Annotated in this window: 12 protein-coding genes; 7 read left to right on the plus strand and 5 right to left on the minus strand. The window is 67.4% G+C overall.

The features are described 5' to 3' along the window. The first annotated feature begins 10 nt into the window (after positions 1-10). From D5S18_RS05495 to D5S18_RS05505, 3 genes are read left to right on the plus strand one after another with little or no spacing between them, the layout of a single operon-like run. Positions 11-1,099 carry a TetR/AcrR family transcriptional regulator gene (locus D5S18_RS05495; RefSeq protein ID WP_120038667.1) on the plus strand — a complete coding sequence of 363 codons (1,089 nt, stop codon included), beginning with the start codon at positions 11-13 and terminating at the stop codon, positions 1,097-1,099. Beyond that, positions 1,096-1,704, plus strand: coding sequence for a transcriptional regulator (locus D5S18_RS05500; protein WP_120038669.1), 609 nt, complete (start codon positions 1,096-1,098; stop codon positions 1,702-1,704). The genes D5S18_RS05495 and D5S18_RS05500 overlap by 4 nt, the downstream gene beginning before the upstream one ends. Beyond that, a complete protein-coding gene (locus tag D5S18_RS05505) occupies positions 1,701-3,206 on the plus strand; it encodes a pyruvate, phosphate dikinase (RefSeq protein WP_120038671.1) in 1,506 nt (501 codons plus the stop codon). Before D5S18_RS05500 ends, D5S18_RS05505 begins: the two co-directional genes overlap by 4 nt. A gap of 5 nt (positions 3,207-3,211) precedes the next feature. Here the strand turns inward: D5S18_RS05505 and D5S18_RS05510 are convergent, their stop codons facing one another. The 3 genes from D5S18_RS05510 to D5S18_RS05520 all read right to left on the minus strand — a co-directional run bounded on the left by D5S18_RS05510 (position 3,212) and on the right by D5S18_RS05520 (position 6,092). Further along, complete coding sequence (locus D5S18_RS05510) at positions 3,212-3,799, minus strand: histidine phosphatase family protein (RefSeq protein ID WP_120038672.1); 588 nt, start codon at positions 3,797-3,799, stop codon at positions 3,212-3,214. Positions 3,800-4,042: 243 nt separating this feature from the next. Next, positions 4,043-4,690 carry a TetR/AcrR family transcriptional regulator gene (locus D5S18_RS05515; RefSeq protein WP_120038674.1) on the minus strand — a complete coding sequence of 216 codons (648 nt, stop codon included), beginning with the start codon at positions 4,688-4,690 and terminating at the stop codon, positions 4,043-4,045. Then, entirely contained in the window at positions 4,596-6,092 is a 1,497-nt protein-coding gene (locus D5S18_RS05520) for an MFS transporter (RefSeq protein WP_120038676.1), read from the minus strand. The genes D5S18_RS05515 and D5S18_RS05520 overlap by 95 nt, the downstream gene beginning before the upstream one ends. A 546-nt stretch (positions 6,093-6,638) precedes the next feature. On the opposite strand from D5S18_RS05520, the gene D5S18_RS34350 reads away from it, so the two are divergent. Continuing rightward, a complete protein-coding gene (locus D5S18_RS34350) occupies positions 6,639-7,664 on the plus strand; it encodes a terpene synthase family protein (protein ID WP_147403854.1) in 1,026 nt (341 codons plus the stop codon). Next, on the plus strand, positions 7,661-8,980 hold the full coding sequence (locus D5S18_RS05530) for a cytochrome P450 (protein ID WP_158607803.1): 1,320 nt from the start codon (positions 7,661-7,663) through the stop codon (positions 8,978-8,980). Before D5S18_RS34350 ends, D5S18_RS05530 begins: the two co-directional genes overlap by 4 nt. On the opposite strand, the gene D5S18_RS05535 is transcribed toward D5S18_RS05530, so the two are convergent. Beyond that, positions 8,975-9,886, minus strand: a complete 912-nt coding sequence (locus D5S18_RS05535) for an alpha/beta fold hydrolase (protein WP_120038682.1) — start codon at positions 9,884-9,886, stop codon at positions 8,975-8,977. The genes D5S18_RS05530 and D5S18_RS05535 overlap by 6 nt on opposite strands. A gap of 65 nt (positions 9,887-9,951) precedes the next feature. On the opposite strand from D5S18_RS05535, the gene proS reads away from it, so the two are divergent. Together proS and D5S18_RS05545 are read left to right on the plus strand one after the other, a co-directional pair. Beyond that, on the plus strand, positions 9,952-11,391 hold the full coding sequence (gene proS, locus D5S18_RS05540; protein WP_120038684.1) for a proline--tRNA ligase: 1,440 nt from the start codon (positions 9,952-9,954) through the stop codon (positions 11,389-11,391). 177 nt (positions 11,392-11,568) lie between these two features. Continuing rightward, the gene (locus tag D5S18_RS05545; RefSeq protein WP_120038686.1) at positions 11,569-12,966 is read left to right on the plus strand and encodes an SMI1/KNR4 family protein; all 1,398 of its coding nucleotides are present in this window, start codon (positions 11,569-11,571) and stop codon (positions 12,964-12,966) included. A gap of 93 nt (positions 12,967-13,059) precedes the next feature. On the opposite strand, the gene D5S18_RS05550 is transcribed toward D5S18_RS05545, so the two are convergent. Continuing rightward, complete coding sequence (locus D5S18_RS05550; RefSeq protein WP_120038839.1) at positions 13,060-13,479, minus strand: MarR family winged helix-turn-helix transcriptional regulator; 420 nt, start codon at positions 13,477-13,479, stop codon at positions 13,060-13,062. Between the last annotated feature and the right edge of the window lie 18 nt (positions 13,480-13,497).

Genomic DNA, 13,497 nt, shown 5'->3' on the forward strand with positions numbered 1-13,497 from the left:
AGGAGCGAGGATGGTCCGGCTGACTCGGGCGCAGCAGCAGGAACGCACGCGCGCGTCGGTGCTGACGGCGGCGCGGGAGGAGTTCACCGAGCACGGCTACACCCTGGCGAAGGTCGACCGGATCGCCGAACGGGCCGAACTGACCCGCGGGGCGGTGTACTCGAACTTCCCGAGCAAACGTGCCCTGTATCTGGCGGTGCTGATCGACACGGTCGAGAACACCCCTGCGGGTGAACCTTCGACGCCTTCGACGCCTCCGACGTCGCCGGCCGACGCATTGGGCATGTTCGCCAGGATCTGGCTGGAGCGTCTACCCCTGGTGGACGACACGACTTCGGGAGGGCGTCTGCAACTGCGCTCGCTGGACGGCGTCGTCGACGACGCGCACGGGCGCGGGGTGCTGGCACAGGTTGTCCGGCTGGAGGCGTTGCTGCTCGCCACCGCGTTGGAGTCGTGCGAACAGGCTCCGGTGCGGCGGGTACGGCTGGCCGAGCTTGTACTGACGCTGCTGGACGGTTCGGGCCATCGGGCCGAGACCGCGCCGGGATCAGGTGACCCATTCGACGTGGCACGCGCGTGTCAGCATCTGGCCGGAATCGATCTCGCCGACACCTGGGCACCGCCGCACCTGCCCTACATCGCCCCGGCGCGGCCGTGCACGGACACCTGGAATACGCCGACCGGACTCGCGGACCAGATCAGCGGGAATCAGGTCGACTTCGCCACCGACGGTCTGATCGCGGTGCTGGGGGCAGGTCGTCTCGCCGCCGCCGAGGAAGCTGTCCGTTCCGCGCGGCCCGGCGAGCACGTGACGATAGTCGTCGTCACGAACGATCGCGCCGAGACCGGCCGCCTCGTCCGGCTCAGGGTCACCGACCTCGTCGGCTGCCTGCGACGGGTATTCGTGCCCGAGGTCTGGCGGCACGTTCGACTGGTCCTCGACGACGACGCACTGGCGGCGGCGGCGATCGGCCTGACGAATCCCGACGACGAGACCGAGGCCGCGGTCCGCGTCCAGGGCAACATGATCGTCGCCAACGCTCAGGGGCGCGGCGCCGCCTACGCGGTATCGAACGCGTCACGGAAGGCCACGACATGAGCGACTCGGGCACGGACCTGCTGGTACTCCACGCCCTGCGCTGCGTCGGCACCGCCGGCTTGGCCCGCGTGGCCGCGGCCACGGGTCTCGGGGAGTCCCGCGTCGAGTTCGAGCTGATCGATCTCGTGGCTGCCGGTCTCGTCACCCACATCGCCGATTTCGACGTATGGGCACTGACGGATACCGGCCGGGTAGTGGATGCCGAGCGGATCACCGACGAGTTGGAGTCGGCCGGTTCCCGCGCCGCCGTCGCCGCGGCATACGACAGCTTCCTCGTGCTCAACCCGGAACTGCTCGACCTCTGCACGGCATCGCAGCTCCGGTCCGTCGATGGTGTCATGACCGCCAACGACCACGGCGACCCGTCCTATGACGCCCGCGTCCTCGACCTGTTCACCGAGTTTCACCGGCGCGCCACCGTCGTCTGCGCCGAACTGTCCGCGACCCTGCCTCGGTTCGACCGCTACCGAATCCGCCTCACCGCAGCCCTCGACCGCACCACCTCCGGCGCGTTGGAGTACCTGGCCGACAACACCGCGTCCTACCACACCGTGTGGGCTCAGCTTCACGAGGATCTGCTCGCCACACTCGGGATCCCCCGATGAGATGGATTCGACCGCTGACCGCTCGGGCCGAGGAGCCGGCGGAGAGGGTGGGCGGCAAGGCACACGGCCTCGCGGTCCTGCACCGGCTCGGGTTGCCGGTGCCCGCCGGGTTCGTCGTCACCACCGAGGCATGTCGCGCATTCCTGCGCGCCGGGCATTTTCCCGACGGACTCGACGACGAACTCGCGACAGCCGTGACAGACCTGGAAGCCGCCACCGGACGCCATTTCGGGGGATCACGGGCGCCGTTGGTGGTGTCGGTTCGCTCCGGGGCGAGCTTGTCGATGCCCGGCATGATGGACACGATCCTCAACCTGGGGCTTACGACCGAAGCAACCGCCGCGCTGGCGGCCGAGACGGGCGACTCGCGGTTCGCGCAGAGCTCGCGGCAGCGGTTCCTGGCCGGCTTCGCCGCCGCGATCACGGGTGATCAGCCGATCCCGGACGACGCGAACCGGCAGCTGGAACTGGCGGTGCAGACCGTGTTCTCGTCATGGGACACACCGCGCGCACGAACCTACCGCGAACTGCATGACATCCCGCATCACCTCGGCACGGCCGTGATCGTCCAGACGATGGTGTTCGGAAACCGCGACGACCACAGCGGCACCGGAGTCGCATTCAGCCGTGACCCCAACACCGGCGCGAACGTCCCGTTCGGCGAAGTCCTGTGCGGCCACCTTGGCGAAGATGTCGTCTCCGGCAGATCACTGACCCGGCCCCTGCGCGAACTGGCCGACCGGGAGCCTCCGGTGTGGGCCGGCCTGCTCGATGCCCTGAACCGGGTCGAAGGACACTACCGCGACGCATGCTATGTCGAGTTCACCTTCCAGGCGGGCGAGCTGTGGATACTGCAGGTCCGGCCGGGCCGGTTCGTCGGAGCCGCCGCGGTCCGCGTCGCCACCGACCTCGCCGACGACCGCGTCATCGAACGTCACGAAGCGCTGCTCAGGATCTCACCACAGCATCTGCGGCACGTCCGCACACCCCGAATAGCGCCGACCGGGAAGGCCGACATCCTGGCCCGAGGGCTGGGCGCCTGTCCCGGTGTCGCGGTCGGCCGGGTGGTGACCACGGCCGACAGGGCAGTGCGCATGGCCATGGACGGGCCGGTCATCCTGGTACGTCCGGAGACCTCCCCGCACGACATGCGCGGCATGGCCGCCGCCGCCGGGATCGTCACCGCCCGTGGCGGGCCTGCCGGCCACGCTGCGGTCGTCGCACGAGCGATGGGGAAACCCGCTGTCGTGGGGATCACCGACCTCACCGTCGCCGACACCTCGGCGAGCGCAGGCGGACGCACCATCGGCGAAGGCACCCCCATCACCATCGACGGGACCAGCGGCGAGGTCGCCCTCGGCAGGCCCGGCATCATCACGACCACAGCGGACACCCACCTGCGCCGACTACTCGAATGGGCCGACGACGTGTCGGGCGACACCTCCGAACGCGAGGAAACCGAACGCCTCAGCGCCGCCCATGCCGCGCTTCGTCACCAATAGCGCGCTCACGGCCGCGCACCGGACCCGAATCCGGTCCACCGCAGCGCGGGCGGGAGATGGCCCATATCGTTGTACATCAACACTGTCGGCGCGACACCGTCGCGATACTCGATCGCTGTCAGCGCCGTGTTTGCACAGTTCAGCCCGAGCCACCGCGCCGGTGGCGCGTCGAGGGCATGCCGCACCAGCCACGCCACCGGGTAGGCATGGGTGACCAGGACCTCGTGGGTCTCGGTTTCGGCGGGGCGCGCGAACCTGTCGATCAGCGCCTGCGCGAGGCGTGCGCCCGAAGCGGCTTCCGCATTGTCGTATCCGTCGAAGAATCCCGCCCACGCGGGAGGTATGTCGTCCGGTACGTGCGGCACGTGGTCAACCAGTTCGGCCGCTTCCCGCACGGCGACGCCCGGCAGGTGCTCACCTACCACCTGAGCGGACCGTGCCGCGCGGGGAAGGGGCGAATGCCACACGGCATCGACGGGCAGGGCGGCCAGACGCTCGCCGAGCAGTGCCGACTGCCGCTGCCCGATCTCGGTCAACTCGCCGAACGGATCCGCTGCGCCGTGCCGCACCAGATACAAATGCCGAGTCGCCATTGCCAGACCTTCCCTAGCCTACCAATTTAGAATACTCACAAAATCCGAGTGTTCACAACATCTGGTTTGGTGAGATGAAGGGCCGACCGAAGATCGGTCGCAGAAGGCGCGCCGGCCACTGCGCGCTGGCGATCTGGTCCGAAAGCTGTTGCCGCACTTGTGATATCTGCCGATATGCCCGCAGCGACGACAATGGCGTGGTCGTCGGAGCTGCCGTTGCCGCTGCGGAGGCCCCCGCGGTGGTCAGCGGTCCGCCGGGGCCTCGCCGCAGAGCAGGGGTTGCAGGAGTGGGACATACAGGTCGGCGACTTCGTCTGGAGCGAGTTGGGTGAGCTGGTCGGCTTGGACGGTCGCGTAGAGGGCGGCGAGGCCGAGCAGCACGCCGACAGCCATCTCCGCTCGCAGTGCGGCGCCGGCGCCGGGGAGGCGGGCGGCGAGGGCGTCGATGACTTGCGTGCGGAAGTTGGCTCGCGCTTGCCCGCCGAGCTCCAAGTGGTGGCGGGAGAATGCGATGCGCAGGATCGGATCGCGGGTCTGTCCGCGTTGGGTGGCGAGTAGGTGCAGGACCATGTGCCTGGCGAGGCAGTCCAGGGGGGCGTCGAAGAGGGCAGTGGCGTCGGAGTCGAAGGTGAAGACCTGGGTGAACAGGTGTTCCTTGGTGCCGTAGTACTTCATCACGAGCGCTGGGCTCACGCCTGCGTCGCCGGCGATGGCGGCGATGGTGGTGTCGGCGTAGGCATGGCGTGCGAAGGCGCGTCGGGCTGCGGCGAGGATGTCCGCGCGGCGGGCGTCGGCGTCACGCGGTCGTGCCTGCCGGTCGGGCTTCGGCGGATTCTTGGACGTCGTTCGCGAGCGGGCGCTGCGCGGGGAGGCGGAACTCGGTTCGGGCATCTTGTTCAGTCTCCTGGAGGTCGGAGGAGGGCACGAGTCGCGGTTGGCGCGGGATGAGGCAGGCGGCGGCGCAGGCCAGCAGCGCAACCGCGCCTGCCACGGCGAAGGCCACGCGGTACCCGTCCAGGGTCGGCGCCGCCACGGCCACGCCCGCCGGGTCGGCGAACAGGCGGGTGTGCTGGACCAGCACCGTGGCGATCACCGCGCTGCACAGGGCCTGCCCGATGGTGCGCATGAGGACGTTGAGGCCGTTCGCCGCGGCTGTCTGCTCCAGCGGCACCGCCCGCATGATCAGCATGGGCAGGGCGGAGTAGGCGAGCGCCGTGCCGACCGAGACCACGGCCGCGCCCACGATGACCGCCCACAATTGCCGACTGTCGGCGAAGCGCAAACCATAGCCTGCCGCGATGACCAGCGTGCCCAAGGTGAGGGTGAGCTTGGGTTCGCGGGCGGCGGACAGGCGGGCGGACAGGGGAGCACACAGCACCATGATCACACCGCTGGGCAACAGACAGACACCCGCTGCCATCACCGAGAGCGCCAGGCCATACCCGGTGACCAGGGGCGCCTGGACCAGTTGCGCGGTGACGAGGGAGTTGGCGTAGAAGGCGAACCCGGCCAACAACGCGGCCAGGTGCGGCAGCGCAACCGCCGGACGCGTCGCGAGGCGCACGTCCACCAGCGGCCGTGCCGCACGGCGCTGCTGGACGGTCCAGCATGTCAGGATCAGCAGCGCCGCGCCTGACAGACCCAGAATCCGCCAACTGCCCCAACCCCACTCACCCGCCTTGGACAACGCCAGCAGCACAAACACCAGCCCCGCACTCAGCCCGCATGCTCCGAGCAGGTCGAAACGCCCCGACGACCGGACCGGCTCCTCCCGCAGCAGCCGCCACGCGAGGGCGAGCACTCCCGTCGAGAGCATGGTCATGGCCCAGAACATCGCGTGCCAGTCCGCGTACTGCACCAGCACCGCGGCCAGCGGCAGGCCGAGCGCCGCGCCGACGCCCACTGTCGAACTCATCAGCGCCACTGAGGAACCCGTCCGCTGCGGCGGCAGCACACCCCGCAGGAAACTGATCGACAGCGGCACCACTGCCGCGCCCACACCCTGCAGCGCCCGCCCCGCCAACAGCCACGGGAGATTGCAGGCGAAAGCGCACACCAGTGACCCGGCGGCGAGCGCCCCGAGTGCGAACAGCAGCATCCGCCGCTTGCCGTACATGTCCCCGGCACGCCCGAGCAGCGGGGTGGCGACCGCGCCGGTCAGCAGCGTGAGCGTGACCACCCACCCGATATCGACCGGTCCCGCTCCGGTGAGACGGGGCAGTTGTGGCAGCAGCGGTACAACCGCGGTCTGCGCCAGCGTGGTGACGATGCCGCCTGCCGCCAGAACGGCCATGACGCCATGGTCGACGGTCGGAGACGTCGACGGATGCGAATCAGTGGGCACAGCGAAACTCCCTCGAAGGTGAATGGCGTTCACCACCATAGGTGAACGCCATTCACCTTCGCAAGAATGGTCAGCGGCACCGGCCGGTTGGCGCGACCGACGGATGCGTGGTGAACGCGGCGGCGTCCGGGCCGGTACACCCCTTCGTGAGCACGATCACCCGTAAAGTCTTGTCCGACATACATTTCTCCCGTTTTCGACAACATCGCGGGCAGCCTCTCGGGACCGATCGACAATCCGGTCCGCGATGCCGAAAACAACGGGGGACCGAGGGGCGGCAATTGTCCAGCGGCCAACCCCGTTCACTCGCATCAATATCGCTGACGCCGGATCTCGGGAACTGTTCCTCGACCCCCGTTTTGCGCCAAGTCGGCACCTGTTCCCAGAGTGGGGAACACGCAGAACCTCCGCGTAAGAACCGGCTGATAGGAAGGCGCCACGGTCCGGACCAGCACACAGGCATAGCCGGCACGACCATGTCGCATAGGAGGCCCTGTGGCGTGTGGCGACCGTCCAGAGCTTGCGCCGGACATCGGTATTCGAACGTACGTCGATTCACCAGCCGGTATCCGTCTCCCTTTCCCAGTGGATATCAGCCCCGATCTGGCGAATGTCAGGCAATCCCACGAAGAGTGGATGGTCCGCCACCGGATGCTCTCCACCACCGACGAGTGCGCCTCGGCGCGGTACCGTGACACCGACCTACCGCAGTTGGCGGCACTGGTCTGGCCCTATGCGCGCGGCGCGGACCTGAAACTCGGCTGCGACGTGGTCGGCTGGACCCTGATATTCGACGACTGGTTCGACTCCGATCCGAAGTCGCGGACAGTCGATGCGGTAATCGAGGCATTGATCCAAGTTCTCGCCGCGCCGGATCATCCGGTCGAAAGTTCAGCCCCTCCACTGGTGCATGCCTTCGCCGATATCCGGTCACGGTGCAACTCCGGCATGCCCGCGTCCTGGCGCCGCCGCACGGCACACAACTGGGAGTTCTGCCTGTGCGCCAACGTGCACGAAGCGACCGACCGCAAGCTTGGCCGCATTCCGCCGCTCGACCATTTCCTGTCCCTGCGTCGAGGCACAGTCTGCCTGGAGAACTACCTCGACCTGTGTGAACGACTCGGCGGATTTCACCTGATTCCCAACGTATTTCACATACCGCAACTGAAACAGTTGCGCCGCTTGGCCGCCCTGATCCCGGCACTGACCAACGATGTGGTCACGCTGCCGAAAGAGGAGAACGCAGGCGAGGTCAACAACCTCGTCCTGGTGCTGCAACAGCAGAATGGCTGCGATCGGGACGAGGCAATCGATGCCGCGCTGGGGTTCATCGCGAAAAAAGTCGCGAAATTTGTGGCGCTTGCGGCTGACATACCGAATCTCGCCGAGAGATACCACCTTCCAGCACAGGAACAGCACCGAATCAACCGGTATGTGGACGCGCAGCGTCTATGGATGGGAGGTTTCGAGGAATGGTCGCGCCGGACCAAGCGGTACACGAATCAACTGACGGAGGCTTGATCCCACCTTTCGCGGGCAAGAAGGCGCCCCTAGCCGGACATGCCCTCGCATTCGGCAGAGATCCGCTGGGCTTCCTGCAATCGGCCCGTTCGGAAGGCGATATCGTGCGGCTCCAACTGGGTCCCAAACAGTTCTACCTGCTCAACTCGCCGACTGTGATTCACAAGGCATTGGTCGAAGATGCGGCGAAATACGGTAAGGGCCTGCTGTTTCAGCGGGTGCGCCCACTGCTCGGCAATGGTCTGGTCAACTCCGAAGGCCCCTTCCACGCGCGACAGCGCCGACTGATGCAGCCCGCATTCAATCGAAGACATATCTCGAACTACATCGAACCCATGAATCGCCTCGCGGAATCGCTCTCGGCCGGTTGGCGCGACGGTGCGACCATCACGCTGACCGACGACCTGCACCGATTGAGTTCGAACGTGATCGCCACGACCATGTTCCCGGAGATGTCGAGCCGACCGATCGTCGAGGAGTTGCAGCGCTCCCTGGCGATCGTGCTGCGCGGAGTCATCATCAGAACATTGGTTCCCTACCGATTCTGGGAATTCCTGCCGACGCCGGGCAATCTGAACTACCGGCACGCGATCGGCAGACTCCGGAATGCGACCGCCGAACTCATCGCGGCCGCGCGGGCCGGGGATATCGAACCGGACGGATTGCTCGCACTGCTGGTGGCGGCGCGGGACACCGAAACCGGCGCCGCGATGACGGATACACAGTTGCTGGACGAGGTCACCACCTTGTTCGCGGCAGGCACCGAGACCGCGTCGGTCACGCTCTCCTGGCTGTTCTACGAACTCGCGGGCCACCCCGAGATCGAGGCGCGCCTGCACGCGGAACTGGATCAACATCGGCGCATCGACGCGGATACCGTCTATCGACTCGACTACTGTCGTCGCGTAGTCGAGGAGACCCTGCGATTGCACACGCCGACATGGTTTCTGAGCAGACGCGCGCTCGAAACGGTCCGACTGGACGGCTGGGTGATACCGGCGGGTGCCGAAATCATCTACAGCCCAACGACAATGCATCGCGACCCGAATCTGTTCGATGACCCGCTGCGTTTCGACCCGGACCGCTGGTTGCCGCGACGGCGCCCCACCGGCACGTTCATTCCGTTCAACCTCGGCATCCGCAAATGCCTCGGCGACCATTTCGCGATGACCGAAATGATAGTGACAGTGGCTGTGCTCGCGCGGCGGTGGCGACTGCACCGAATACCGGGACAGACTGTCCGCGAGCATATTTCGACGACGGTCCATCCCGGAGACCTCCGAATGCGGACAGCCCTGCGGAGCGCAACCCTATAGCCCGCTGAGGAATTCGCCGACACGGGCCGTGATCTCTTCCGGCGCTTCACCATTGATGGCATGCGAGCGGCCGGGCCAGACCTCGACCTGAGCGTCGGGAACGAGGCGAGCGCGTTCGGCCGCGCGAGCGGGATCGTGGACGATGCTCGCGCCCGCCAGGATCACCAGCAGGGGTGTGGTGATCGCGGCGAGTCGATCGGGCGCGGGTGGGCGCGGGAAAGGGAGATGTTGGCGGAAATCGCGCATTCCGGAGGCGATCAGTCGCGCCTCCGGAATCGAATCATCCACGGGGACACCGCCGGACAGCCAGCCGAGCAGTCGATGGCGAAGAGCTTGCGGCATACCGGGAAGCACACTGCCCAGTGATACGACGATCATCTTCCAGGAGATCGGGGCGAAGGTCATGGCGGGATCAAGCAGGGTCGCCGAGGCGATCCGGTCGGGTCGATGGAGCAGGCATTGGGTGGCGAGCCAGCCGCCGATGCTGACTGCGAGCAGGTGCGCCCGCTCGCAGTCCAGTTGTCCGATCGCCTCGTCCAGCCAGGTCGCCTGATCGCGCGGGTCGGTGATGGCCCTGGTTTGGGCGCTCGCGCCCGGTTCGCCGATGCTGTCCATCGACCAGACGGTGCCGATCCGCCGCAGGCTCGCGATATTGGCCGCCCACATGGGTGTTGATGCCCGCCGTCCCGACAGCAGCAGGATCGGTTCGGCCGCGGGCGGCCCGAATCGGTAGGCGGTGACGCTACCGAAGGAGGTTTCGACCACGCGAGTCGCATCGACCGGCGGCAATCGTGTCATGCCCGCGCGATAGGCGGCGGCGAACCGCGCCCGACCCGCCGCATCGGCGAAACAACCGATTCCCTTGGGCTGCGGTGCGATCGGCGCGAATTCGGGCAGTTCGCTCATGTTCACACTCTACGTCCGTTGCCCTCGATTCCACGGGCCGCGATGGCGGTAAGTACGCTCTGCGCATGGTCAAGGACGAACGCGGTGTCACCGCCCAGAGCGCGGATTTCTCTGCCTGGTACAACGAGCTGGTCGTGAAGGCGGCCCTCGTCGATCGCGGACCGGCCAAGGGCACCATGATCATTCGACCGTATGGTTACCGCCTCTGGGAGTTGATCCAATCCGACCTCGACCGCCGCATCAAGGAGACCGGCCACGAGAACGCCTATTTCCCGCTGCTCATCCCCGAGAGCTATCTCAGCCGCGAGGCCGAACACGTCGAGGGATTCTCCCCGGAATTGGCCGTCGTGACCCACGCGGGCGGCAAGGATCTCGAAGAACGGCTGGTCGTACGCCCCACCTCGGAGACCATTATCGGGGAGATGATGGCCAAATGGATCGGCTCGCATCGCGATCTGCCGCTGCTGCTCAATCAGTGGGCGAATGTGGTGCGCTGGGAATTGCGGCCGCGCCTGTTCCTGCGCAGCACCGAATTCCTGTGGCAGGAGGCGCATACCGCGCACATCGACGAGGCCGACGCGCGCCGCGAGACGATGCTCGGACTCGATATCTACGAGCGGGTGGCCCGCGAGGTGGCCGCCATGCCGGTGGTCGCGGGCGAGAAGACGCCGGGCGAGCGGTTCGCGGGCGCGGTCGCCACCTTCACCGTCGAGGCGATGATGCGCGACGGGCGCGCCCTGCAATCGGGGACCTCGCACTATCTCGGCACGAATTTCGCGCGGGCCTTCGATATCCGCTACACCGGCGATTCCGGTCGGGAAGAACTGTGCCACACCACTTCCTGGGGTATGTCGACGCGCATGGTCGGTGGCATCGTCATGACGCACGGCGACGACAAGGGGTTGGTGCTGCCGCCGAAGGTCGCGCCGCATCAGGTGGTGATCGTGCCGATCACGCGCGGCACGGATACCGGGGTGGTCGCGGCCGCCGACGAATTGGCCGGGCGGTTGCGCGCGGCCGGCGTCCGGGTGCATGTCGACGCGCGTGAACAGCTCACGCCGGGATTCAAATACAACGAGTGGGAAATGCGCGGCGTGCCGATCCGTTTGGAGCTCGGCCCGCGCGATCTGGCGGCCGGGACGGCGGTCATGGTCAAACGCCTCGGCGACGAGGGCAAGCAGCCGGTTCCGCTCGATACGCTGCCGGAGGCGATGCCGGGAATCCTGGACGAATTCCAACAGTTCCTGCTGGATCGGGCCACCGAATTCCGCGACGCCCATACGGTTTCCGTCGATAATTGGACGGAATTCACCGATGCGGTGTCGACCGGATGGGCGCTCGCCCTGCATTGCGGTGCGCCCGCGTGCGAGGACGACATCAAGGCCGTCACGGCGGCCACTCCGCGCTGCATTCCGTTGGACGGGGCGGCGGAACAGGGGAATTGCGTGCGTTGCGACGCACCGTCGGCCTATGGCAAGAGGGTGATCTTCAGCCGCGCGTACTGAGCGATTCGGGGGTGGGACTCACCCCCGTTTCACTAGTTTCTCGTATGGGGGGTTCCGGTAGTAGTCGTCGAAAACCGACGGCGGCGTTCGTCTCTCGTAGTTCGGGGCGGCTGTCGGTCACGGCCGGTACGGTCCTTCGGACGGTCACCCACACCCCGCACCGCCTGGAGGACGCCTGTGCCCGCAATCCACGATTTCGCCACCTGGGAGCAACTACTTGTGCTCCTCAGGGCCGAGCACGCCGACCGGCTCGTCGCCGATACCGGCCACGTGACGGGAAGTATTCGTTCGACGGGGTGGAGTCTGCCCCTGGGGCATCGGCTGCCCTATGACCGGCAGGCCGTTACTCGGGCCGCGGCGCCAGTGCAGCGCGCGCTCGCGGAGGCAGGCATCCGCGAGGTGCTTTTTGGAGCGGATATCTCGCCGTCGGGGCAAACGGTACTGCACGTGTTCGGCACCAGCCCCGCCGTAGATTCCATGTCGGGCTTTCAGAGCCCGAGCCCCGGCACGCTCGTCCTGGTCGACGGCGTCGTCGCCGAACCTTGGCGCCGCCTGCCCGAACCGGTGCCATGGGCAGTGGTGGCGCCGTCCTCGGACCCGGCCCTGCTGGAACGAACGCTCCGCGGGAGGCTCCCCGACGCAGTCGGTGCGACCGAGGAGGAGATCGCCGCCACCGAGGAACGGCTCGGCGTCACACTGACCGAGGAGCTCAAAGCGCTCTACCGCGCGACCAGGGTGGGTCCGGCCGGACCGGACGGATCGGGGGACTGGGAGGCCGACTTCGCGGAGTTGCAGGCCGCCGAGACCGCAGTCGGCTGCGAACTCTCCTCCCTGGACGGGCTGTTCGTAGCCGACGCCTCCACGCGACCATACCCGTGGCGGTACGCGGCGACCGAGGCGGTCCGCACCCCGTCCGACGCCGCCGTCCAGGGCCTGGTCGGCTCGCCCGGTTGGATCGCATTCGGCAGCAATGGCGGTGACACTTTTGCCATCGACCTGACGCCCGGACCGCGCGGCCACCTCGGCCAGGTCATTCTCATCGATCACGAACAGAGCATCGGCGCCGAACTGTACGGCGAATCCCTGACGGAGCTGGTCCTGAACCTCTTCGAACGCAGCGACCGCGCCGGCTGCCAAATGCAGCGATTGCCGGTCACTGCTCGGGTCGGCGACGGGCACGACCTGGACGACGTCGCTTCAGCAGTACATCCCGATCTGGAGGTCGTGGAGATCTTCCGTCGGAGCGGCACGCCCCTCAGCCTTGCCCCCATCGCCGGGCTGCCGCGGGTGCGCACCCTTACCGCGCACCCCGGCACGCTCGCCGACCCGCTGGAGATCACCGGTTTGACCGGGCTTGAATACCTTGCGCTCGGGCCGGACGAGTGGCGTGTCCTCCTCGACGCCGGGGCGGTCCCACAGGGACTGTCCGCCGCCTCCGTTGAGGTGCGGGGTGACGAGCACCCGCTGACGGTCGTGGACGTGGCCAACAACCTTCTCGCTCTCTGGGACCGCCCGCTGATCGCCCACACCACCGTCACGGGGCAGATCGGCCACTCAGGACTGTCTGATAGTTGATCATGTGGTGGATCGGTCGGACACGAGTCGCACTGCCGGCTCCTCAGACCGATTGCCGGCAGCCGGCCGCGCATCGGCACCCGGCGGTAGGGATCAGAGGCAGGCCTCGCAGATGCGGTCGAGCCAGTCGCGCACGGCGCGGCGCTGTTCGGGTGGGAACGCGGTCTCGATTTCGGCTTCGCGGCGTTCGACCGCGAGCCGGGCCGCCGCGAGGCGTTCGCCGCCCGATTCGGTGAGGTGAATGCGGTGGGTGCGGCGGTCGGTGGGGTTGGGGCGGCGTTCGAGCAGGCCCTCGCGTTCGAGTAGGCCGAGCATCTCATTAGCGGCTTGGCGGGTGCTGCCGACGTCGCGGGCGATATCGGCGGCGGAGATGCCGGGGCGGGCGGCGGCCATGACGAGCGTGGCGTATTGGGAGGTGGTGAGCCCGAATGCCTTGAGCTCCTCGCCGATCGCCGCGCGCATGGTCAACCAGACTCTGCGCACCATGAAGGTCAGCGCCCCATAGTCCGACATCTCCACGTGGACCTCTTC

It is taken from the genome of Nocardia panacis (genome assembly GCF_003598715.1).
GTDB lineage: Bacteria > Actinomycetota > Actinomycetes > Mycobacteriales > Mycobacteriaceae > Nocardia > Nocardia panacis.